The organism is Streptomyces rugosispiralis (assembly GCF_024505145.1).
Classification (GTDB): Bacteria; Actinomycetota; Actinomycetes; order Streptomycetales; family Streptomycetaceae; genus Streptomyces; species Streptomyces rugosispiralis.
Window position 1 is genome coordinate 524,436 of the sequence record NZ_JANIAA010000002.1, and the last position, 21,769, is coordinate 546,204.

At 71.8% G+C, this 21,769-nt stretch carries 18 protein-coding genes and 1 pseudogene; 11 read left to right on the forward strand and 8 right to left on the reverse strand.

What is annotated here, in order from left to right:
• Nucleotides 1-363: 363 nt before the first annotated feature.
• Together NP777_RS06450 and NP777_RS06455 are read left to right on the forward strand one after the other, a co-directional pair.
• Nucleotides 364-2,796, forward strand: coding sequence for an endonuclease/exonuclease/phosphatase family protein (locus NP777_RS06450; RefSeq protein ID WP_256649061.1), 2,433 nt, complete (start codon nucleotides 364-366; stop codon nucleotides 2,794-2,796).
• Nucleotides 2,797-3,173: 377 nt separating this feature from the next.
• Nucleotides 3,174-4,226 carry a fatty acid desaturase family protein gene (locus NP777_RS06455; protein WP_256649062.1) on the forward strand — a complete coding sequence of 351 codons (1,053 nt, stop codon included), beginning with the start codon at nucleotides 3,174-3,176 and terminating at the stop codon, nucleotides 4,224-4,226.
• 32 nt (nucleotides 4,227-4,258) lie between these two features.
• On the opposite strand, the gene NP777_RS06460 is transcribed toward NP777_RS06455, so the two are convergent.
• The 3 genes from NP777_RS06460 to NP777_RS06470 form a co-directional block, all read right to left on the reverse strand.
• A complete protein-coding gene (locus tag NP777_RS06460; RefSeq protein ID WP_256649063.1) occupies nucleotides 4,259-5,107 on the reverse strand; it encodes an SDR family NAD(P)-dependent oxidoreductase in 849 nt (282 codons plus the stop codon).
• Nucleotides 5,104-5,733 (reverse strand): TetR/AcrR family transcriptional regulator, encoded by a 630-nt coding sequence (locus NP777_RS06465; protein ID WP_256649064.1) that lies wholly within the window; start codon nucleotides 5,731-5,733, stop codon nucleotides 5,104-5,106. The genes NP777_RS06460 and NP777_RS06465 overlap by 4 nt, the downstream gene beginning before the upstream one ends.
• Nucleotides 5,734-5,838: 105 nt before the next feature.
• Nucleotides 5,839-6,225 (reverse strand): VOC family protein, encoded by a 387-nt coding sequence (locus tag NP777_RS06470; RefSeq protein ID WP_256649065.1) that lies wholly within the window; start codon nucleotides 6,223-6,225, stop codon nucleotides 5,839-5,841.
• A gap of 103 nt (nucleotides 6,226-6,328) precedes the next feature.
• Here NP777_RS06470 and NP777_RS06475 point away from each other — a divergent pair, with 103 nt between their 5' ends.
• Nucleotides 6,329-7,096, forward strand: coding sequence for a TetR/AcrR family transcriptional regulator (locus tag NP777_RS06475; RefSeq protein WP_256649066.1), 768 nt, complete (start codon nucleotides 6,329-6,331; stop codon nucleotides 7,094-7,096).
• On the opposite strand, the gene NP777_RS48030 is transcribed toward NP777_RS06475, so the two are convergent.
• Nucleotides 7,077-8,024, reverse strand: a complete 948-nt coding sequence (locus NP777_RS48030) for a GlxA family transcriptional regulator (protein ID WP_256649067.1) — start codon at nucleotides 8,022-8,024, stop codon at nucleotides 7,077-7,079. The genes NP777_RS06475 and NP777_RS48030 overlap by 20 nt on opposite strands.
• Here NP777_RS48030 and NP777_RS06485 point away from each other — a divergent pair.
• On the forward strand, nucleotides 7,960-8,796 hold the full coding sequence (locus NP777_RS06485; RefSeq protein WP_256649068.1) for an alpha/beta hydrolase: 837 nt from the start codon (nucleotides 7,960-7,962) through the stop codon (nucleotides 8,794-8,796). The genes NP777_RS48030 and NP777_RS06485 overlap by 65 nt on opposite strands.
• 89 nt (nucleotides 8,797-8,885) lie before the next feature.
• On the opposite strand, the gene NP777_RS06490 is transcribed toward NP777_RS06485, so the two are convergent.
• Together NP777_RS06490 and NP777_RS06495 are read right to left on the reverse strand one after the other, a co-directional pair.
• The gene (locus NP777_RS06490) at nucleotides 8,886-9,686 is read right to left on the reverse strand and encodes an SDR family NAD(P)-dependent oxidoreductase (protein WP_256649069.1); all 801 of its coding nucleotides are present in this window, start codon (nucleotides 9,684-9,686) and stop codon (nucleotides 8,886-8,888) included.
• The gene (locus NP777_RS06495) at nucleotides 9,683-10,594 is read right to left on the reverse strand and encodes a helix-turn-helix transcriptional regulator (RefSeq protein WP_256649070.1); all 912 of its coding nucleotides are present in this window, start codon (nucleotides 10,592-10,594) and stop codon (nucleotides 9,683-9,685) included. The genes NP777_RS06490 and NP777_RS06495 overlap by 4 nt, the downstream gene beginning before the upstream one ends.
• 327 nt (nucleotides 10,595-10,921) lie before the next feature.
• Here NP777_RS06495 and NP777_RS06500 point away from each other — a divergent pair.
• From NP777_RS06500 to NP777_RS06525, 6 genes and pseudogenes are all read left to right on the forward strand, one after another.
• Nucleotides 10,922-11,413 (forward strand): annotated as a pseudogene (locus tag NP777_RS06500) (helix-turn-helix transcriptional regulator); the annotation flags it as partial.
• A 159-nt stretch (nucleotides 11,414-11,572) separates the two neighbouring features.
• The gene (locus tag NP777_RS06505) at nucleotides 11,573-12,580 is read left to right on the forward strand and encodes an Lrp/AsnC family transcriptional regulator (protein WP_256649071.1); all 1,008 of its coding nucleotides are present in this window, start codon (nucleotides 11,573-11,575) and stop codon (nucleotides 12,578-12,580) included.
• A 106-nt stretch (nucleotides 12,581-12,686) separates the two neighbouring features.
• A complete protein-coding gene (locus NP777_RS06510) occupies nucleotides 12,687-13,643 on the forward strand; it encodes a polysaccharide deacetylase family protein (RefSeq protein WP_256649072.1) in 957 nt (318 codons plus the stop codon).
• On the forward strand, nucleotides 13,640-14,968 hold the full coding sequence (locus NP777_RS06515; RefSeq protein ID WP_256649073.1) for an MFS transporter: 1,329 nt from the start codon (nucleotides 13,640-13,642) through the stop codon (nucleotides 14,966-14,968). The genes NP777_RS06510 and NP777_RS06515 overlap by 4 nt, the downstream gene beginning before the upstream one ends.
• Nucleotides 14,968-15,789: an SDR family NAD(P)-dependent oxidoreductase gene (locus NP777_RS06520; RefSeq protein ID WP_256649074.1), complete on the forward strand. Its 822-nt coding sequence runs from the start codon at nucleotides 14,968-14,970 to the stop codon at nucleotides 15,787-15,789. The genes NP777_RS06515 and NP777_RS06520 overlap by 1 nt, the downstream gene beginning before the upstream one ends.
• Nucleotides 15,786-18,008 carry a M20/M25/M40 family metallo-hydrolase gene (locus tag NP777_RS06525; protein ID WP_256649075.1) on the forward strand — a complete coding sequence of 741 codons (2,223 nt, stop codon included), beginning with the start codon at nucleotides 15,786-15,788 and terminating at the stop codon, nucleotides 18,006-18,008. The genes NP777_RS06520 and NP777_RS06525 overlap by 4 nt, the downstream gene beginning before the upstream one ends.
• Before the next feature lie 149 nt (nucleotides 18,009-18,157).
• Here NP777_RS06525 and NP777_RS06530 read toward each other — a convergent pair whose 3' ends face one another.
• Nucleotides 18,158-19,999 carry a leucine-rich repeat domain-containing protein gene (locus NP777_RS06530; RefSeq protein ID WP_256649076.1) on the reverse strand — a complete coding sequence of 614 codons (1,842 nt, stop codon included), beginning with the start codon at nucleotides 19,997-19,999 and terminating at the stop codon, nucleotides 18,158-18,160.
• Between the two features lie 382 nt (nucleotides 20,000-20,381).
• Here NP777_RS06530 and NP777_RS06535 point away from each other — a divergent pair, with 382 nt between their 5' ends.
• Nucleotides 20,382-21,125, forward strand: coding sequence for an SAM-dependent methyltransferase (locus NP777_RS06535; protein ID WP_256649077.1), 744 nt, complete (start codon nucleotides 20,382-20,384; stop codon nucleotides 21,123-21,125).
• A gap of 111 nt (nucleotides 21,126-21,236) precedes the next feature.
• Here the strand turns inward: NP777_RS06535 and NP777_RS06540 are convergent.
• The coding region (locus NP777_RS06540; protein WP_449343544.1) for a [protein-PII] uridylyltransferase family protein at nucleotides 21,237-21,769 on the reverse strand (533 nt) is incomplete at its 5' end.

The window sequence follows — 21,769 nt, forward strand, 5'->3', positions numbered from 1 at the left end:
AAGGCGGCGCGGGCCCGGCGCGGCACGCCGAGGACGTCGCCCTGCCGGCCGGTGCGGTAGAGGGCGCGGGCCGGCGGCCGGACCGTGGGACGAGATCGAAGACGTTCACGTCCCGGCGCACGGCGCCGGCCTCCTGAACCCGCGTCCATGGTCCTCGACGCGTCGATCCTGGTGGCCCTCCTGGCGCCGAGGGCGCGAACGGTGCGCAGCCGCTGTGTGACAACCGTGAGAAGCATGGTGAACAGATGAAGAAGGAACGGACTATATGGCCCCTGGGGCTGGCCGAGTTGTCTCTACGCGCGTAATTTTCACCTTCCCCCCACATGCTCATCCGCGCATCACGGCAAGACCAGGAGCGTCCTCGTGTCCCCATCGACCCCCTCCCATGCGTCACGGCACAGATACGGCCGCCGCAACAGGCTGATCGCACTCGGTATCCCGGTCGGCCTCGCCGTGGCCGCCGTCCCCTTCGTGGCGCAGGGCGCCCCGTCCGCCGACGCGGTCGTCTCCGAGGTCTACGGGGGCGGCGGCAACTCCGGTGCCGACCTCACGGGCGACTTCATCGAGCTGGGCAACGCGGGCGGCGGGTCCTTCGACCTGAGCGGCTGGTCGGTCCAGTACATGAGCGGCTCGCCCGGGGCCTCCTCCACATGGCAGGTCACCCCGCTCAGCGGCTCCATACCCGCGTCCGGCCGTTATCTCGTCGCCGAGGCCAAGGGCTCCGGTGGCACCAAGGACCTCCCCGCGCCCGACGCCTCCGGTTCCATCGCGATGTCCGCGACCAGCGGCACGGTGGCCCTGGTGCACTCCACGAAGGCGCTGACCTGCCTCACCGCGGCCGACTGTGCCGCCGACGGCACCATCAAGGACATGGTCGGCTACGGCACCGCGGCCATCCGTGAGGGGGCGCCGGCCACCGGAGCGGGCAACACCACCTCCGTGGCCCGGGGCGCTGCCCTCGCCGACACCGACGACAACGCGACGGACCTCACCGGCGGCGCGCCCACACCGGCCAACTCCGCCGGCCAGAGCGGCGGCGGGGACGCCTCGCCCACCCCCTCGCCCACCGACACCACCCCCGGTGCGCTGCGCATCCATGACATCCAGGGCACCACCCGGGTCTCCCCGGAGTCGGGGAAGAGCGTGACCAACGTGCCCGGCATCGTGACCGCCGTGCGCGCCACGGGCTCCTCGCGCGGCTTCTGGATCCAGGACCCCGAGCCGGACGACAACCCCGCGACCAGCGAGGGGGTCTTCGTCTTCACCGGCTCCGCCACGCCCACGGTCCGCGCCGGCGACTCCGTCCTCGTCTCGGCCAAGGTCTCCGAGTACACGCCCGGCGGAGTGGGCGGCGGCGCGCAGTCGGTCACCGAGCTGACCGGCGCGACCACCGCCAAGCTCTCCTCCGGCAACCCGCTTCCGGCCGCCGAGACGATCGACGCCCGGACGATCCCCGAGGCGTACGCCCCGGACGCGAAGGGCGGCAGCATCAACCCGCTGCCGCTCAAGCCCTCGACGTACGCCCTGGACTGGCTGGAGTCCCGGGAGGGCATGCGGGTGCAGATCGGCACCAGCCGGGTCGTCGGCGCCTCCAACGCGTACAACGAGACCTGGGTGACCACCAAGCCGGAGCAGAACCCGACCCCGCGCGGCGGCACCCTCTACGGCTCGTACGACAGCCAGAACTCCGGCCGGCTGCTCGTCACCACGCTGACCGGCGACACCCTGAACGCCAATGTGGGCGACACCCTGAGCGGCACGACCTCCGGCCCGCTGGACTACGCCAACTACGGCGGCTACACCCTCCAGGCCACCACGGTCGGCAAGGTCACCTCGGGCGGCATCAAGCCGGAAGTGGCGAAGCGGGGCAAGGACAACGAGCTGTCGGTGGCCACGTACAACGTGGAGAACCTCGACCCGACCGACCCGCAGGCGAAGTTCGACCGGCTGGCCAAGGGCATCGTCACCAACCTGGCCTCGCCGGACATCGTGAGCCTGGAGGAGATCCAGGACAACAACGGCCCCAAGGACGACGGCACGGTCGCGGCGGACAAGACGCTTCAGCAGTTCACCGATGCGATCAAGGCGGCGGGCGGCCCGGCCTACGAGTGGCGTTCCATCGACCCGGTCGACAAGGCGGACGGAGGCGAACCCGGCGGCAATATCCGCATCGCGTTCCTCTACAACCCGAAGCGCACCAGCTTCGTCGACATCCCCGGCGGCGACGCGACGACGGCGGTGAAGCCCGTCTCGACCGGTGCCAACGGCGTCACGCTGTCCGCCTCGCCCGGCCGGATCAACCCCACCTCCAGCGCCTGGAACAACAGCCGCAAGCCGCTGGTCGGGGAGTTCCGGTTCCGCGGCAAGCCGTACTTCGTGATCGGCAACCACTTCAACTCCAAGGGCGGCGACAAGCCCGTCCACGGTGTCGACCAGCCGCCGTCCCGCAGCTCCGAGACGCAGCGGGTGGCCCAGGCCAAGGAGGTCAACACCTTCGTCTCCGGTCTGCTCGCCAAGGACAAGAACGCGAAGGTCGTCGTGTTGGGCGACCTGAACGACTTCCCGTTCTCGCCCGCGGTCTCCGCCCTCACCAAGGGCAAGGTGCTGACCGACCTGATGGACAAGCTCCCGGCCGACGAGCGTTACAGCTACGTGTACGACGGCAACTCGCAGACCCTGGACCACATCCTGGTGAGCCCGGCCATCAAGCGGCCCGGATACGACGTGGTCCACATCAACGCGGAGTTCGCCGACCAGACCAGCGACCACGACCCGCAGGTGGTCAACGTCGGCTGACACCCGGCCGCGAAAAGCGACCAAAAGCGGTGAAAACCCATGCGTGGGGCGAGGGGCCCGGTCATCGGACCGGGCCCCTGCGGCTCTGGCAGCTACGGTGAGCGACCCCACCTCGACGGCAAGGTCCGGCGGAGCACAGGGCGACCCTCAACTGGCTGATCGCAGGCTGTGGCGGATCGACCGCCGCCGGCATGACCCGGGTGCTCCGGCGTGGTGGTCGCCCGGGGGCCGGGGCGTAGGTGTCGCTAACCCCCTTTGGGGCCCGGGGGCTGGCCCCCGTGCGGCCGGGGTGTTGACGCCATGGCGCCGCATGACTCCCGGTCCGTACGTTTAAGCAGGTCAGAGCCTTGCTGACCGATTCAGGACCGGAGCCCTCCATGTCTCAGGCCACCGCGCCGTCTGTACCCACCGCACCCGTCGGCGCCACCGCGCAGCAGGGGAGCGAGTTCACTCCCCTGCTGCGGAAGGTCAGGGGACGAGGGCTGCTGGAGCGCCGCAAGGGCTGGTACGCGCGGATGATCATCGTGAACCTCCTAGCGCTGGCCGCCGTGGTGACAGCGTTCGTCCTCGCCGGGGACACCTGGTGGACGCTGCTGCTCGCCGTGCCGCTCGCCGTCCTGTCCGCCCGCACCGCCTACGTCGGCCACGACGCCGGGCACGCCCAGATCGCCGTCGGCCGCCGGGCGAACCGCGCCATCGGACTCCTCCACGGCAATCTGCTCCTGGGCATGAGCTACGCGTGGTGGAACGACAAGCACAACCGGCACCACGCCAACCCCAACCACATCGAGAAGGACCCGGACGTCGGCGCCGGCGCACTCGTGTGGACCGCGGAGCAGGCCGCCGTGCGCCGCGGATTCGCCCGGTGGGTCACCCGCCACCAGGCCTGGCTGTTCTTCCCGATGCTGCTGCTCGAAGGCATCGCCCTGAAGGTGAGCAGTGTCCAGGACCTGCGGCGGCAGCCGATGCGCGAGCGGGCCGTCGAGGGCGCGCTGCTGGCGCTGCACATGGCCGGTTACGGCACCCTGCTGCTCGCCTGTCTGCCGGTGGGCAAGGCCGTCGCGTTCGCAACTCTCCATCAGGCGCTCTTCGGGCTCCACCTGGGAATGGCCTTCGCGCCCAACCACAAGGGCATGGACATGCCCGACCCGGCGGGCGAGCGCTGGGGCCATCTGCGCCGCCAGGTCCTGACCTCGCGGAACGTCCGGGGCGGGCCGGTCACGGACTGGCTCCTCGGCGGGCTGAACTACCAGATCGAACACCACCTCTTCCCGAACATGCCCAGGCCCCACCTCGGGCTCGTACAGCCCCTGGTCCGGGAACACTGCCGCAACCTCGGCCTCCCGTACGCCGAGACCGGGCTGCTCGACTCGTACCGGCAGGGGCTGCGGCACATGCACACCGTCGGCGGTGCGGCCCGGCCCGAATGAGAGCGCCGTCGGCCGCGGCTGAGCAGGAGTGGTCAGCGCGCCGTCGTGAGGTAGCCGTTCACGAGCGCGAGGCTGTGGGCACGCAGGGCCGCTCTGGCGTGTTCGTCGTAAGCCTGACCGGTCGGGCGGGCGGGCCGGAGGCGGTCGAAGAACTGGCCGGTGGTGCCTTCCAGAGCGGGATCGACGGCGAGTCGGCGGGTGGCGTCGACCCCGGACTCCAGGGTGTCGGCGGTGACGCCGATCTCGGACAGGACGATTTTGGTCGGCATGTAGGTGCCGGGGTGCAGGCAGGTGGCGGTCAGTTCGGTGGGCGCGAACCGTCCGGCGAGGTCGAAGCAGTGCATGATCTGCGCGAGTTTGCTCTGGCCGTAGGCGCGGGTGCCCGAGTATCCGCGTTCGAGCATGAGGTCGTCGAAATCGAGCGGATGCTGGCCCAGGGACGAGACGTGGATGACGCGGGCGGCGTGCTCCGGGGTCGCGGAGGCGCGCAGGAGCGGGAGCAGGTTCTCGGTGAGAACGAAGGCCGCGAGGTAGTTCACCGCGAAGCGCAGCTCATGGCCGTCGCGGCTGGTGCGGCGCTCGCGTCCGTCGGGCTCGCCGGAGCCGATGCCCGCGTTGTTCACGAGTACGTCGAGATTGCCGACGCTGTCCGCGATCGTGTCGGCCAGCCGGGCCACCTGGGCGAGGTCGGACAGATCGGCGGTCGCGGTGACGGGTGCGGCGGCGCCCGCGCGTTCTGTCTCGGCGACGACCCGTTCGAGTTTGGCGGGGTCGCGGCCGTGCAGGACGAGTCGGACGTCGCGGTCGGCCGCGAGGCGCACGGCGAGGGCGCGGCCGAGGCCGTCGGTGGCGCCGGTGATGGCGATGGTCGTGGTGGTCAAGCCAGTTCCTCCGGAGTGAGACTGCGGGTGAGGAGGTCGATGAGGGCGTCGGCGAGGGCATGCGGGGCCGCGTCGGCGGAGCCGGAATCGAGCGGTGGAGGTGCGGCAAGCACCTCGTACCAGAGGAGGCCGAAGACGAGCCGGGCGTCGAGCGCCGGTGAACGGCCTGCCGGGAAATCCCCCCGCTCGACGGCGCGGCTCGCCAGGACCTCGAAGGCGGCGCGGCGGCGGGCGAGGAACTGTTCACGGAAGCACGCGCCGAACTCCGGGTCGATCTGCGCCTGGGCCATCAGCGTGCGCATCACGCGCATCACCGAGGGGTTCAGGCCCAGCACGAACGACCGATCGAGGAACTGGCGCAGGTCTGCCGCGTAGCTGCCGTGGTCGTCGAGCCCGATCTGGACGTCGGCCTTGAGTGCCAGCGCGTCGAGCAGCACATCGGCCTTGGACGGCCACCAGCGATAGATGGTCTGCTTGCCGGTGCCTGCCCGCGCGGCGATTCCCTCCACCGTCAGGCCCGGATAGCCGAGTTCGACCGTTAGCTCCCAGGCGGCGGTGAGGATCGCGGTGCGGCTGCTCTCGCTGCGCTTGCGGCCGGGACGGACCGGCTCGGGTACGGACGGCATGGTTCTGAGACTACATGAATCGAACCGAGACGTACCGGTTCGTAATCGGGGAATGGCGGGCGGTCGCGGGGCCGGTCGCCGACGTTGCGGCCGGCCCCGCGGCCGTCACCGCGGCGCGGGGGCGGCCCAGGCGACGAGCTGGAGGATGACGCCGTTGGGGTCGGTGACCTGGAAGAGGCGCTCACCCCAGGGCTCTTCGCGCAGCGGCATGGTGATGGGGGCGCCCTCGCTCCGCAGCCGCTCGTACTCGGCGTCCAGATCGTCCACGGTGAACGCGATGATCACGCCTGCGGCGTGCTGGTCCCGGAAGCCTTCGGGCAGGACGTCGATACCGCGCCGCAAGAAGATCACGCCGGCCGCGCCCTCGCGGACCAGTGAGGCGAAGCCGTCGGCGGCCGTGGCTTCCTGGAAGCCGAAGTGCTTGACCAGGAACGCGGCGGATGTGGGGACGTCGTCAACGGTCAGGGAGATGGCGGTGGAGGTGATGTGCATGACCTGTCCTGGGGTGAGGAGTTATCTCTATACGCAGTACATTGTACTGCGTATAGAGATGGAGGGCGAGGAGCCAAGGATCTGAACAGGAAGAATGGAGCCCATGGCCAAGGAACACGGGGGCACGAGCGACCCGGCCCGCATTCTGGAACTGCTGTGGCGAGAGCCCGGACACGGAGATGCCCGCCGCGGCCCCAAGCAGGGTCTGACGGTCGACGCCGTCGTCAGGGTCGCCGTCGAACTCGCGGACGCCGACGGCCTGGAGGCCCTGACCATGCGCGGCATCGCCCGGCAGTTGGGCGTGACGCCGATGACGCTCTACACCTACGTCCCGGGCAAGGCGGAACTGCTCGACCTCATGCTGGACTCCGTGTACCTGGAGATGCCACGAGGCGACCGGTCGGCGGCCCCGTGGCGCAGAAGGGTGGAGGCCGTCGCGCACGAGAACCGCGATCTGTACAACCGCCACCCCTGGGTGGCGACGATGTCCACGGCGCGCCCGCCGCTGGGCCCCGGCCTCATGACCAAGTACGAACACGAACTGGCCGCGTTCGACGGCCTGGGGCTCGACGACGTGGAGATGGACGCGGCCCTCACCCTCCTGCTCGGCTTCGTCCACTCCGTCGCCCGCGCGACCCTCGACACCCAGGCCGCCGCCCGCGACAGCGTGATGTCCGACCAGCAGTGGTGGGCCGCCAACGAACCGCTCCTGACCCAGGTTTTCGATCCCGCCCGATTCCCCCTCGCGGCGCGGGTCGGAAGCGCCGCGGGGGCAGCACACCAGAGCATGTACGACCCCGAACACGCCTTCGCCTTCGGACTGCGGCGGATCCTGGACGGCCTCGCCCACCTCATGAGCCGTACCCGCTGACAACCCCGGCGCCATTCCGCGCCATTCCGCCTGCGTGACCGCCGCCGGGACACGCGTTGTCGATACCGGTCGGCCAGGAGGGTGTGGGGTGGGCTCGGGTGCGGTATCCGCGCCGGTAGGCCGATGGAGTGGTGTGCGGCGCGGCTGTCATGCGTTTGCGCAGGTTGGTGCCGGTTCCGAAGCCTGCTTGGCGAGCCACTTCGTCGACCGGGAGTTCGGTTGCCTCCAGGAGGTGCCGGGCGTGGTCGAGACGGGCCTGGTTCAGCCACCCCACTGGCGACAGACCGGTCTCCTGCCGGAAGCGGCGGGTGAACGTCCGCACGCTCATATGCGCTTCGGCGGCCAACTCGGCCAGTGTGTGAGTCTGGTCGAGCCGGGCCAGCATCCGGGCCCTGGCGGTCGCCGTCGACGTACCGGCGTCTTTCGCCACCGGCCGGTCGACGAACTGCGCCTGCCCGTTGTCGTGCACCGCGGCGACGACGTTGAGGCGCGCCACGCGGTTCGCTACGGCGCTGCCGTGATCGTCGCGGACCAGGTGCAGGCAGAGGTCGATCGCGGCCGCGCCACCGGCGGAGGTGAGCACGCCGTCGTCCTCGACGAAGAGGGCATCGACGTCGAGGTTCACCTGGGGGAAGCGCCGCCGGAACAGGTCGGCGTAGGCCCAGTGGGTCGTGGCCCGTCGGCCGTCAAGGAGCCCGGCGGCCGCGAGGACGAAAGTCCCGGTGCACAAGGACACGATGCGAGCATGCCGCGCGGCGGCGCGCAGTGCCGCGGCGGTGCGCGGCTCGAGCTCGCCCGCGTCGCGCAGGCCCGGTGCGTGGGAACCCGCGACGATCACGGTGTCCGCCGCCGGCAGCTCCCCGATGTCGCCCCGCGGGGCAACTCCGTATCCGGCCGTCGTCGGCGCGGTCCGGCCGTCGGGGGTCACGGTCCACGACCACTACACCCAAGGCGGGTTGCGGCTACGCGTCTACCGCACGGCCGGCACAGACGTGCAGCCGCTGATCCTGCTGTTCCACTCCGGGGGTTTCGTACACGGCCGGCCTGAGACGGAGGAAGCACGCGCGCTGCGCTACGCCACGGACGTCGGCGCGGTCGTGGTGTCGGTGGACTACCGGCACGCTCCGGAGCATCCCTACCCAGCCGCCGTCGAGGACGCGTACGCCGGCCTCCTGTGGGCCGTCGAACACGCCACCGAACTCGGAGCCGACCCGCGGAAACTGGCCGTGGCCGGATGCAGCGCGGGCGGCGCGCTCGCCGCGGCGACCGCACTGCGCGCCCGTGACACCGCCGGACCCGCCATCCGATTCCAACTGCTGATCTACCCGGGACTCGACGACCGCCTCGACACCCCCTCAGCACGCGACTTCACCGGCATCCCCGTGCTGACCCGCTTCGCCCTCCGGCGCGTATGGGACTACTACCGCCCCGACGGCGCTCCCGACGGATACGCCGCCCCGGCCCGCGCCGCCGACCTCACCGGCCTGCCACCGACACTGATGGTGGTCGCGGAGGTGGGCCCGGTGCGGGACGAGAACATCGCCTATGCCGCCCGGCTCAGCCGCGCCGGAGTCGACACCGAACTCGTGCAGGTCCCCGGCGCCGTGCACGGCGTTGACCTGATGTTCGCCCATACCGCCATCGGCGAGCGCGGCCTCGCCACCCAGGTACGGGCACTCCGAGAGGCCCTGCACCGCTGAGCCGCGGAGGCATGACACCCCACTGGCCCCCGGCGGCACGGTTCGGCGAAACCGGTGCTCCGGGGTGCGCCGCGCCGTCGGCGGTGTGCTCAGGACCGCGGGCGGGGCCTGGCCTTGGTGGCGTGCCGGGCGGCCTTGTAGGTCTCGGGCAGGAAGCGGTGCTCGATGGCGGTGCGCTTGGTGGCGGCGTCGCCGCCGACGACCTCGGCGCGGCCTTCCATCATGGCGACGAAGCCCTGACGGGCCACCTCCTTGCGGCTGTTCTTCTTCATGCCGGGGCCGAAGGCGGTGTCGTTCATGCCGGCGCGGGCGTGGAAGTCGCTGTCGGTGGCCCCGGGCATGAGGGTGGTGACGGTGACGCCGTTCTCCTTGAGTTCCTCGCGCAGACCGAGGGCGAACATGCGGGTGAAGGCGCGGGAGGGCCCGTAGACGGTCTCGTAAGGGGTGGGCAGCGTCGCGGAGAGGGAGGAGGTGATGAGGATCTTCCCCGCGTGGTGGGCGGCCATGTGCCGGGCGACGTGCTTGGCGAGACGGACGACCGAGGTCACGTTCAGGGCGATCAGGGAGAGTTCGTCGTCCAGGTCGGTGTCGAGGAACGCTCCGCCGATGCTGCGTCCTGCGTTCAGTACCGCCGCGGCGAGGGGACGGCCGGTCTCCTCGACGGCCTCCCACACCGTCTCGACCCCGTCCGCCGCGGAAAGGTCGGCACGGACGGGGACGACGTCGGCGCCGTCGCGGGTGAACTGCTCGGCGGCCTCCTCGATCTTCCCGCTGCGGCCGGTGGCGACCAGGTCGAAGCCGTTGGCCGCGCACAGGCGGGCGATCTCGTAGCCGATGCCGTTGGAGGCTCCGGTGACCAGAGCCAGGGGACGGGGGGACGGGGTGCTCACGGGCTGTTCCTGTCGTCGGAGGCGGAAGGGGTACGGGCACTGGCGTCCTGCCGGGGACGGTCGGGGGCGGGGGTGTTCCAGTCGGCGAGCAGGCGCCAGGCCTCCTGGGAGGTGCGGTCGGCGGCGGGCATGTAGAGGAAGAGGGTCTGGTCCTCCTCGCCGGGCGGGGTGAGCGCCTGGTAGTCGATGGTGAGCTCGCCGACCAGCGGGTGGTTGAAGCGTTTCTGGCCGTGGGTGCGGGTGAGGACCCGGTGGTCGTCCCACCAGCCGCGGAAGTACGTGCTCTTCATCGTCAGCTCGCCGACCAGCTCTGCGGTGCGGGCGTCGTCCGGGTACCGGCCGGCGTCCAGACGCAGGATCGCGGTCATCTCCGCCGCCAGCCGCTCCCAGTCCGCGTACAGCTCGCGGGCCTCGGGAGACAGGACGATCCAGCGGGTGAGGTTGCGCTCACGGTAGGGCATGGCGTCGAAGTCGGCGATCAGTACCCGGCACAGATGGTTGGTGGCCAGGATGTCGCCGCGTCTGCCGAGGATGAAGGCGGCGTGCTCGTGGAAGGACTCCAGGAACCGCAGCAGTCCCGGACGGGCCCGCTGCACGCCGGGTGCGGTGCGCCCGGCACGGCGGCCGGGCCGGGCCTTGACCAGGTCGTACAGGTGCGCCCGCTCCGCGTCGTCCAGGCGCAGGGCCCCGGCGACGGCGTCCAGGACACCGTCGGACGGGGTGATGTTCCGGCCCTGTTCCAGGCGGGTGTAGTAGTCGGTGCTCACCCCGGCGAGCTGGGCGACCTCCTCGCGGCGCAAACCGGGCACGCGGCGGTAGGCGCCGCGCTCGGGAAGGCCGACCGACTGGGGATCGACGCGGCCCCGGCAGCGGCGCAGGAACTGGGAGAGGTCCACGTTGCCGGCCATGGCTCCATCCTCCTGCCCCGGCCGAGGCATCGCGATCGCGATGGGTGGGTCGCCGCGTCCTAGGAAGCAGCGTCCCCGGGGCGAAGCGGCCCCGGAGGCCGCTGACTCCGGACCGTCCCGCCGCGGGCCCGCCCGCCGCCCCGAGCGGGGCGAGGACCTGGCCGACCCAGCGCCCGACCGGACCCTCGGCCTGGCCGAGGACGTCACCGCGCGGCCTCGACGTCGTCGCCGTTCTCGGCGGCGGTCCACTCGTGCACGCCGGTGATGCCGTGCGCGGGGACCGCCCCGCAGGATCGCAGAATGCGGTGCGGGGCGTGAACCGAGGACGAGTCCGCCTACCGGGAGGCCATCGGCCTGCTCGAGGACAGCACACTGGTCGTCTACCGCGCCCGGGCACATCTGCTGTACCGGGAGTGGCTGCGCCGCCAGGGCCGACGGCGTGGCGCCAGGTCCGCGCTGCGGCCGGCGCACGAGTCGCTGTCCGGCCTCGGTGTGGAGGCGTTCGCCGAGCGCGCCGCAGGCGAGTTGCGCGCCATGGGCGTGCATGCCCGCAGCCGCACGTCGAAGGCATCGGACCAGTTGACGATGCGGGAAGTGCACATCGCACGCCTGGTCGCCGACGGTGCCACCTCCAAGGAGGTGGCGGCGAAGCTGTTCCTCAGCCCGCGGACGGTCGACGCGCACCTGCGCGACACCTTCCGCAAGCTCGGGCTCACCTCACGCAGGCAACTGCGAGACCTGGCCGACATTCGTCAGCCGCATGGTGGTGGCAGCGGCCTCCACCTCGGTGCGGGTGAACTTTTTCGGATGCTTGTGTGACGTAATCCGTCACGCTCGGCGTCATCCGTTCCCGCGTACCGGAACTGCGGGCGTTACCCCTTCGTAACTCCGGACGGTGCTGGATCACCTGGCTGTGACCAGGAACGATGCAGGATTCCGTCATTGACGAGCGGAAAAGCGCTGATTAGCGTCCGCCCCATGACCCACCGAGCCCCCGTGGACACCATCGACGACCTGGACCGCCGTGTCATCGCGGCGCTCCAGCTCAACGGTCGCGCCCCGTGGAGCGCGGTGGCTCGCTGGGTGGGTACCAGCGAGACGACCGCCCAGCGGCGCTACAAGGCCCTGCGCGAGCGGGGAGTGCTGCGGGTCGTCGGCAGTCTGGAGCTGGACCGCACGCGGGAGGGCTCCTCCATGCTGGTCCGGGTGCAGGCCAGGCCCGGCCGCGGACTGGACCTCGCGGACCAACTCGCCGTCAGCCCGGACGTGCGCTTCCTGGCCGTCGTCACCGGTGCCGCCGATCTCATCGTCGATTTCGTTGCCCGCGACAACGAGGAGATGATGCGGATGCTCTTCACCGACCTGCCCGGGGCCGACCTGATCACCAGCACCGAGGCGGTCGCCGTCATCCGGGCCTTCACCTCCGCGTCGATGTGGGACACCGGGCTGCTGCCCGCTGAGGCGGCCGCGGACCTGCGGCCCGCCTCCCTCGCGTCGTCGTGCGACCGCGCCGACTGGGACGAAGCGCCAAAAGCGCTGACCGGTCTGGAGCAGGAGGTCGCCGCGGCCCTCAAGGAGGACGGCCGCGCCCAGGTCAGCACCCTGGCCCGGAGCCTGGGCCACACCGAGTCCGGTGTCGCACGGGCCATGGACCGGCTCATCTCCCGCGGCATCCTGCAGTTCCGGACTCTCGTCGAACCGACCCTGCTCGGGTACGACGCGGAGTTCATGGTGTGGCTGTCGATCGAGCCCGACCGGCTCGACGCCGCGGGGCGGCAGCTCGCGCGGCATCCGGGAACCAAGTTCCTGGGCGCGGCGACCGGGCGCTTCAACCTCGTCGGACACATGGTGCTGCCCCGCCGCACCGATCTGTTGCGCTACACCAGCGACATCATCGGGGCACTGCCCGGACTGATCGCCTCCGACGTGACGTTGCACCTGGCCACCCTGAAGTACTCCTGGCACCGGATGGTCCGCGCCGTCTGAGCCCCCCGGCCGGTTGCCGGGCACACCGCCCGGTGGTGGCCCCGCCGTACCGTCAACCGCCCTCTCCCCGTCCCCCGATCCTTCCCCGATCCTTGTGGAGACCACCATGCCCACAGACGACTTCGGCCTGCCCGCGGAGAGCTGGCGCTGGCCCGAGCACACCTGGCGCGGCCATATCGACGCGGTCCGTGCCGGACGGCGGCTGGTCCCCGACCGCTGGCCCGGCGGTGCCCGGGTCGCGGTCGCCCTCTCCTTCGACTCCGACCACGAGACGATCCCGCTGCGCGACGGCGAGACCAGCCCCGGCCGGCTCGCCCAGGGCGAGTACGGCGCCCGCGCCGGCGCTCCACGGATCCTGGACCTCCTGGCCCGCTACGGCGTCCCGGCGACCTTCTTCATGCCGGCCGTCTCCGCCCTCGTCCACCCCGAGGAGGCCCGCGCCTACACCCGCGACGGGCACGAACTGGCCGTCCACGGATGGATCCACGAGCGCAACATGCTGCTGGGCCGCGAGGATGAGAGGGAACTCACCGCGCGTGCCCTCGACACCCTCACCACGCTGACCGGCCGGCGCCCGGTCGGCATCCGCACCCCGTCCTGGGACTTCTCGGACTCGACCCTCGACATCATGCTCGAGCTGGGCTTCGCCTACGACTCCTCGCTCATGGCCGACGACGAGCCCTACGAGATCGTCACCGAGGACCGGCCCACCGGCCTGGTGGAGATCCCCGTCGACTGGATCCGGGACGACGCCCCGTACTTCACGATGGACCGCTACGGGTCCGTCCGCCCGCACAGCCGCCCGCGCGACGTACGGGAGATCTGGGCCGACGAGTTCGACGCCGCGTACCGGGACGGCGGCGTCTTCCAGCTCACCCTGCACCCGCACGTCATCGGTCACCGCTCGCGCCTGGTGGCGCTGCGGGAACTTCTCGACCACATCGCCGCTCACCCCGGCGTCTGGTACGCGACCCACGCCCAGCTCGCCGACGTGGCCCGCGGCGTGCTGCACGGCCGGACCGCGGCGGGTTCCGCCGCCGACACCCCGGAGCACACACCATGAACACCGGATCCGCCACGCCCACCGGCCCCCTGCGCGCGGACGGCGCCGCCCCCGCCACGTTCCGGCTGAGCCGCGCCCAGCGCAAGGCCATCGTCGCCGGCACCATAGGCAACACCGTCGAATGGGTCGACTGGGCGCTGTACTCCATCTTCGCCAAGATCATCGCGGATGAGTTCTTCTCCAAGAGCGACGGCGCGGTGGCCCTGCTGTCCACGCTCGCCGTCTTCGCCGTCGGGTTCGTGATGCGTCCGGTCGGCGCCGCCGTGCTCGGTGCCTACGCCGACCGCCGCGGACGCAAGAAGGGCATGACCCTCACGGTCGGCCTGATGGCGGGCGCCGGCTTCGTCATCGCGATCACCCCGTCCTACGACAGCATCGGCATCGTCTCGCCGCTGATCCTGTTGCTCTCCCGGCTCGTGCAGGGTTTCTCGGCCGGTGGCGAGTTCGGCTCCTCCTCCGCGTTCCTCGTCGAGTCGGCGGCTCGCGGCAGGCGCGCGTTCGCCGGGTCCTGGCAGCAGGTGTCGGTCGCCGGCGGCGTGCTCGTCGCCTCCCTCCTGGGCACACTCGCCACCTCGGCACTGAGCGACGACGCCCTGCACTCCTGGGGCTGGCGCGTCGCGTTCATCCTCGGCGGGCTGCTCGGACTGGTCGGCCTGTGGCTGCGGATCTCCGTGGCGGACACCGACTCCTTCGCCCAGGTCCAGGGTGCCGGCCGCACCCGCACCAATCCCGTCAAGGCCATGTTCGTGGAGCACCCCGCGGCCGCCCTGCGCGTCGCCGGTATCACCGTGGCGGGCACCCTCACGTACTACATCTGGGTCAACTACCTCCCCACGTACGCCAATCTGACCACCGGCATCCCGCTGAAGACCGCGCTGCTGTCACAGACCCTCTGCCTGGTCGTCTTCGTCATCGCGTTGCCCCTCATGGGCGTGGTCTCGGACCGCGTGGGACGCAAGCCGACCATGGCGGCGTTCGCCGGCGGCTTCGTCGTCCTGGCCTGGCCCCTGCTGCACCTGCTCGGCAACAGCTTCCTCAGCCTGTTCCTGGTCCAGCTCGTCGGCATGCTGCTGATCCTCGGCTACTCCGCCAACTGCGCCGTCATCATGGCCGAGCAGTTCCCGCCGGAGGTACGCGCCACCGGCATCGCCCTGCCGTACGCCCTGGCAGTCGCGATCTTCGGCGGCACGGCGCCCTACCTGACGACCTGGCTGCACGAGAGCGGCCACAGCGACCTGCTGTGGGTCTACGTATCGGCGGCCTCACTGATCTCCCTCGTGGTCTACCTCACCATGCCGGAGACCAAGGACAAGGAGTTCAGTTGATGACCCACGTCCTCGTCACCGGCGCCGCGGGCGGCATCGGCGGGGCGATCGCCGAGGAGTTCGCCGCCCAGGGCGCGTTCCGCACTCTCGTCGACCGCGACCCCGCCGCGTTCCGGCGGACCGGGGCACGTCCGGGAACCCGTACCGCGATACGGGCCGCGGACCTGACCGACCCCGACGCGCCCGCCGCCGTCGTCGAGGCGGCCTGGGCGGAGCACGGCCCCGTGGACATCCTCGTCAACGCGGCGGGCGTCTACCCCTCCCTCGACATGACCGACGTGGACGCCCCGGCCTGGGACCGGCTGTTCGCCGTCAACCTGCGCGCCCCGGTCCTGGCGACCGCCGCCTTCGCCCGGCTCGCCACCGGGCATGGACGGCCCGGTTCGGTCATCAACATCTCCTCGGGTTCCGCGCAGCGCGCCCGCCCCGGCGGTGGCCCCTACGCCAGCTCGAAGGCCGCCCTGGAGATGGCCACCCGCGCCGCCGCCCTGGAACTCGGCGCGCACGGCATCCGCGTCAACGCGGTCAGCCCCGGCTTCGTCCCGGTGGCCAGCGACTGCAACCCCGTCTCCGCCCAGTACGCCGCGGCCATCGGAACCAACCCGCTGGGCCGCCCGGGAACGCCGCGGGACATCGCGCGAGCGGTGCGCTGGCTCGCCGGCCCCGACGCCTCCTGGATCACCGGCGAGGTCCTGCGGGTGGACGGCGGATCCAGCACCGGCGCCCTTCACCTGCCCCGGATCTGGCAGCCCGACGACATCCGCGCCACCTCGTCCGGCCCCGTGCCGGCGGCCACGCCCACGGAAGGACACACCCGGTGAACGACACCCACCCGCAGCAGCCCGGATACACCGTCGTCGGCGCGGGAGCCATCGGCGGCACCCTCGCCTTCGCCCTCGCCCGCGCCGGCCACCCGGTCACCGTCGTCGACACCGACCGCACCCACGTGGACGCCATCCGCACGCACGGACTCGTCGTCGCCCGCGGCGGCACCCGCGAGAGCGCGCCGGTCACCGCCACGACCCCGGACGAGTTCTCCGGCCCCCTCGGACGCGTACTGCTGGCGGTGAAGGCACAGGCAACCGGCACCGCGCTCGACTGGATCGCGCCCCGCCTGGCCCCGGACGGCTACGTCGTTTCCCTGCAGAACGGCTTCAACGAGTCCTTGATCGCCCGGCGTGTGGGTGCCGCCCGCACCGTCGCGGCCTTCGTGAACATCTTCGCCGACGTCATCGAACCGGGCGTCATCCAGGACGGCGGCGCCGGAGCCCTCGTCATCGGCGAGCCCGACGGTGCGCCGGCCGGCCCGAGGGTCCGGGACCTGGTGGCCGACCTGCGCAGCTGGGGCCCGGCTGTGGCCAGTGACAACGTCGAGGGATACCTGTGGGCCAAAGCCGGGTTCGGCGCCATGCTCGCCGCCACCGCCCTCGCGGACGCCCCCATGGCCGACCTCATCGACCGGCACCGCCCCGCCATGGCCGCCCTGACGGGCGAGATTTTCGCCGTATCCGACCGCCTCGGTGTCGCCCTGGAAGCGTTCGACGCCTTCGAGCCGCACGCCTTCCGGCCAGGAGCGGACCCCGCTGCCCGGAACGCCGCCTTCGACCGCCTCACCGCATGGCTGCGCACCCAGACCAAGGACCGCAGCGGTATCTGGCGCGACCTCGCCGTACGCCACCGGCCCGTCGAAGCCCCCACCCACTACACCGACGTCTTCCACCACGCGGCGCGCGAAGGACTGCCCACGACCCTGTTGCGCGCGGTCGTGGACGGCCTTCGCCAACTGGAGGGCGCCGCACACGACATGGCGGAGTCACGGCTCGACGAACTGGACCGCCTGGCCCGGACCCCCGCACCCTCGCTTCCCCTCGACTCCGCACAGGCCGAAGCGGTCCGGCGATGGCTCGACGCCCACCGCGAGGACATGGTCGCCGACCTCGCCGCCTACACCTCCCAGGGCAGCGCGAGCGACGACCTGGACGCCCTGGACACCTGCCTCGGCTGGCTGCGCGGCTGGCTCGACCGACGCCTCGGCGAACCGGACGCCGAGGAGACCCTCGAGCGCGAGGAGACCGGAGACATCCTCGTCCGCCGCTACGCCGCCCGGGACACCACCACCCAGGACGGCCGCCCGGTACTCCTCCTCGGGCACTACGACACCGTATGGCCGACCGGCACCCTCGACACCTGGCCCTTCCGGCGAGACGGCGACCGCATCAGCGGCCCCGGGGTCTTCGACATGAAGGCCGGCCTCGTCCAGGCGGTCTGGGCACTCCGCGCCCTCGACGCCCTCGACCTGCCCCGCCCGGCCTGCACGGTGATGCTGAACGGCGACGAGGAGACCGGCAGCCTCGCCTCCCGCGACGCCATCGTGGAGGAGGCACACGACAGCAGGCTCGCCATGGTCTTCGAGGCCGCCGCCGACGGCGCGATCAAGACCGCCCGCAAGGGCGTCGGACTGTTCACCGTCACGGTCACCGGCAGCGAGGCCCACGCCGGACTGGACCCGGCCGCCGGAGCCAGCGCCGTGGACGAACTCGCCCACCAGATCCTGCGCCTGGCAGACCTGCGCTCCCCGGCCGCGGGCACGTCGCTGAACGTGGGCGTGGTGGCGGGAGGCACCCGCAGCAACGTCACGGCGGGGCAGGCCGTCGGCCGCATCGACGTCCGCGTCGCCACCGCCGCGGAACAGCGACGCGTCGGAGAGGCCCTCGCCGCTCTGCGTCCCGTCGACCCGCGGACCCGCGTGGAGGTCACCGGCGGCTGGAACCGCCCCGTGTTCGAACGGACGGAAGGCGTCGCCGCGCTCGCCGACCTGGCACGCCGGTGCGCCGCGCTGCTCGGGCACGAACTGCCCGAGGCGTCGGTCGGCGGAGCCAGCGACGGCAACTTCGTGGTGGCCCAGGGCACGCCGGTCCTGGACGGTATCGGCGCGCTGGGCTCGGGCGCGCACGCCCGCTCGGAGAACACGTCGGTGTCGGGCATGGTCATACGCGCCGCGCTGGCCGCCACGGTGCTGACGGCGCTGGCACTGGAATGAACCGGATGCCGCCACTCCAAGCCCGCCGCGCACGGGATCTCTTCGGCGGTGGCGGTGGCGGTGGCGGTGGCCGGGCATGGACGCTGAGGATGGGCGGGCGGGTGGTGTCGGTGTGGGAGAGGCCGGGCGGCTGAGGACGCCGCGGGCGGTCAGATACCGGAGACGGCCACCCCCCGCTCGGCGAGTGCCGTGTGCACGGGAACGGGCCGCCCGTAGTACGCCTCCCACGCCATGCCGTGGGGCAACGCGGCCTCCGCCAGGGACGGCAGGCCGAGCAGCGGGCTCACGTCCTCAAGCGCCCTGCACTCCAACAGGTTGACGTCGGTCAGGCCGGTCAGGCCGGACAGCGCGCCGATGTCCTTCAGTTCGGGCATCCACAGCCGCAGGACGCGGAGGTTCTTGTGACCGGCCAGGGGGGAGAGGTCCCGCCAGTCCACGCCCTTCACGTTGAGGTCGACGACCGGTCCAGCCGGTATGTCGGCCACGCGCGGGCAGTCATCGAGCACCAGTTTCCGCAGGCCGGGGCAGTCCGCCAGGGCGCGCAGCGAGCCCAGGTTCGGCACCTGGGAGAAGGTCAGGTCGTCCACCGGGGCCCCGGCCAGGCCGCCCGGGTCCACGAGCACCGCGCAGTCCTCGACGCGGAGTTCGCGCAGCGCGGGCAGGGCACCGAGGCCGTCGAGGCCGGTCAGCGAAGGGCAGTCCTGGATCCGCACCTCGCGCAGCGCGGGCAGCTCACCGAGGCGGCCGGGGGCGCGCAGGGCGCGGCAGTGGGAGACCCACAGCTCGTGCAGCTGGTCCTGGCGTTCGAGGCCCTCCAGGGTGACCAGGTTGTCGCAGTGCCTGACGCTTATGAACTCCAGGCCGGAGACCCCCGCGAACGGCGAGAGATCGCGGAGCTGCCGGATGCCCCGCAGATTGATCACGCCCAGTGAGGGCAGCTGGGCGAGCGCGGAGAAGTCCCCGAGACCGGGGCAGTCTTCGAGCAGGACCTGCGCCAGATCGCGGACGGTTTCGAGGCCGCGCAGATCGGTGAGCCGCTCGGCCCCCGTGATGAACAGCCTCCTCAGCCCGGTCAGCGCGGACAGCGCGCTCAGGTCGGTCAGTTGGGTGCAGCCATTGATACCAAGCCACTCCAGGCCGGGGTGGGAGCCGAGCCCGTGGAGGGTCTTCAGACGGGGGCAGTCGTCCAGGGTCAGGTCGGTCAGGGCGGGCAGCGCGTCGATGCCGGTCAGGTCCCGAAGGTGGCCGCAGCCGCGCAGGTCCAGGTGGGTCACGGCGGGGACGTCCCGCAGCCCGGACAGGTCGCGGATCCCGGTCCAGCCGAGGTCGAGGTGGGTGAGCCGGGTCAGCCCGGACAGATGCGAGGCGTCCTTGAAGGAGCGGCAGCCGCGCAGCGTCAGGCTCTCCAGCGCGGGGAACGCCGCACCGAACCCGTCGGCCGACCGCACCTTGGTCATGCTCAGGTCCAGCTCGCGCAGCCGGCCGAGCGTGCGCAGCGGCGCGATGTCCGACACGGCCCGGCAGCGGTGCAGGTTGAGCCGGGTCAGTTCGGTGAGGCGGCCGATCGGGGCGAGGTCCTCGATGCCCGCGCAGCCGTTGAGATCGAGGTCGGTGAGGCCGGTGAGCTCGCCGACCTCGGTGAGGTCCGTGATCTCCTTGCAGCGGTCGACGTGCAGGGCGCGGAGCATGGTGAGGTGGCGCAGGCCGGTCAGGGAGGTCATCCGGCGCAGGCGCAGCGAGGTGCGGTTCTCGCGCGCGAAGGCGGGGAGGAGGAGGGTGGCGCAGAAGCCGTCCGGGTCGGCCGCCCTGGGCCACAGCCGCAGCAGTGTCTCAGAGGAGTACTCGGCCGCGCGTTCGAAGCGGGCGGCCAGGGCGAGTGCCGTCCCGTCGTCCGGGATCAGGACGAGTTCCCCGATGGCCTTGCGCATCTTGACCGGCTTGCCCGTCGTCAGCAGCTCGCGCAGTTCGCCCAGTCGGTTGTCCGAGGTCATGGCACGGGACCTTATCGGCCGGGTCTGACAGCGGGCGGGGCGGCGACCCCTGCCGGGAGCGGCGCGCGAGCCCGTTGACGCGCTGGTCGAGGGGCCGGCCTCGGGGCGGTCCGCCGGTCCGGCGCCGTTCGGTGACGCTCATCCCGACCGGCACGGTGATGTGGACGTCCCGGTCGGGACAAACGGTGCCGATTGCCGCGCGTGGAGCGGGGGTTCGCCGTAAGAGCCTGTGTCATATCCCCGGCCGGGCGTGCGACGCCTGGCACGCTCCCCCAGCTACCGCTGGGAGGTGCCCCCTGACGCCGCACGCTGATCCGGCCGGGGATATGACACAGGCTCTAAATGAGGTGCGCGCACGCGCCGCCGTTGGCATGCTGCCCCGGTGAATCGCGAACAGATCTCCCGCATCGCTCATGCCGAGCACCCCATCAAGTCTCCGCTCGACGACGGCTCGGTCCGCCGCCTGCTGGAGCGCGGCCTTACGAGGGGCGAGGAGCGGGTGCTCGACCTCGGCTGCGGCACCGGAGAATGGCTCCTGCGCGCCCTGGCCACGCGGCCGGGCGTGCGCGCCGAGGGCGTGGACATCTCCGGGGACGCCCTGGACCAGGCGGCCGCCGCGGCACACGACCTCGGCGTCAAGGACCGCCTGGTCCTGCATCGACAGAAGGCCGAGGAGTTCGTGTCCGAGGAGCCGTTCGACGTGGTCCTCAGCTTCGGGGCCGCGCATGCCTTCGGCGGCCTGCTCCCCACCCTTGCCGCGGCCCGCGGACACCTGGCGCCCGGCGGGCGTGTCCTCATCGGCGACGGGTTCTGGGAGCACCCTCCGTCACAGGAGGCCGTCGAGATGCTCGGGGACTTCACCGACTTGGCGACCACCGTGGACCGTGTCGTCGCCGACGGCTGGACTCCCGTCGACGGACACGTCAGCACGCGTCAGGAGCTGGACGACTACGAATGGGCCTGCTGGGGCTCGCTGGCCGCATGGGCCCTGGACCACCCGGACCATCCGGACAGCGCACAGGCGCTCGAGACGGCCACGGTCCGGCGCGCCGAATGGCTGCGCGCCTACCGGGACACCTGGGGTTTCGTCTCCCTGGTCCTGCGCCGGACGCCTGACTCCGTCTGAACCAGCCCGCGTGCTCGGGCTGGTCCGAGATCCCGGGGCAGTCGCCGGTCGGCTCCTCGGGCCGGACGGCCGTCGGCGAGCCGGCCGGGACTGACCGGCCCGGCGAGGCGGTCAGCTCTCGTAGCCGTAGAAGAGGCGTTCCGTCACGGTGCGGGCGCGGCGGGTCGTGCGGCGGTAGTCGTCCAGCATCTCGCCCACATGGCCCGGGGCGTAGCCCAGACAGTGGGCGACCGCGGCCAGTTCGCGGGGGTCCGTGGGGAAGGTGTCGCCGGGGCGGCCGCGCACCAGCATCACCGCGTTGCGCACCCGGGTCGCCAGCACCCAGGCCGTGTCCAGGACCCGGGCGTCGTCGCCGCCGATGAGACCGGCGTCGTGTGCGGCGGCCAGGGCCCGGCGGGTGCGGGTGGTACGCAGTCCCGATACCGCCGCGCCGTTGCACATCTGCAGAAGCTGCACCGTCCACTCCACGTCGCTGAGCCCGCCCCGGCCGAGCTTGGTGTGGGTGGCGCGGTCGGCGCCGCGGGGCAGCCGCTCGGACTCCATCCGGGCCTTGAGCCGGCGGATCTCGCGGATCGCGTCCTCGTTCAGCCCCTCGGCCGGATAGCGCAGCGGGTCGATCAGTTCGATAAAGCGTGCGCCGAGGT

Bases quoted from the DNA above. Each gene is read 5' to 3' on its own strand.
- NP777_RS06455 (WP_256649062.1), top strand. From the start codon at position 3,174: ATGTCTCAGGCCACCGCGCCGTCTGTACCCACCGCACCCGTCGGCGCC.
- NP777_RS06465 (WP_256649064.1), bottom strand. From the start codon at position 5,733: ATGCCGTCCGTACCCGAGCCGGTCCGTCCCGGCCGCAAGCGCAGCGAG.
- NP777_RS06470 (WP_256649065.1), bottom strand. From the start codon at position 6,225: ATGCACATCACCTCCACCGCCATCTCCCTGACCGTTGACGACGTCCCC.
- NP777_RS06475 (WP_256649066.1), top strand. From the start codon at position 6,329: ATGGCCAAGGAACACGGGGGCACGAGCGACCCGGCCCGCATTCTGGAA.
- NP777_RS06485 (WP_256649068.1), top strand. From the start codon at position 7,960: ATGTCGCCCCGCGGGGCAACTCCGTATCCGGCCGTCGTCGGCGCGGTC.
- NP777_RS06495 (WP_256649070.1), bottom strand. From the start codon at position 10,594: ATGGCCGGCAACGTGGACCTCTCCCAGTTCCTGCGCCGCTGCCGGGGC.
- NP777_RS06505 (WP_256649071.1), top strand. From the start codon at position 11,573: ATGACCCACCGAGCCCCCGTGGACACCATCGACGACCTGGACCGCCGT.
- NP777_RS06510 (WP_256649072.1), top strand. From the start codon at position 12,687: ATGCCCACAGACGACTTCGGCCTGCCCGCGGAGAGCTGGCGCTGGCCC.
- NP777_RS06515 (WP_256649073.1), top strand. From the start codon at position 13,640: ATGAACACCGGATCCGCCACGCCCACCGGCCCCCTGCGCGCGGACGGC.
- NP777_RS06520 (WP_256649074.1), top strand. From the start codon at position 14,968: ATGACCCACGTCCTCGTCACCGGCGCCGCGGGCGGCATCGGCGGGGCG.
- NP777_RS06530 (WP_256649076.1), bottom strand. From the start codon at position 19,999: ATGACCTCGGACAACCGACTGGGCGAACTGCGCGAGCTGCTGACGACG.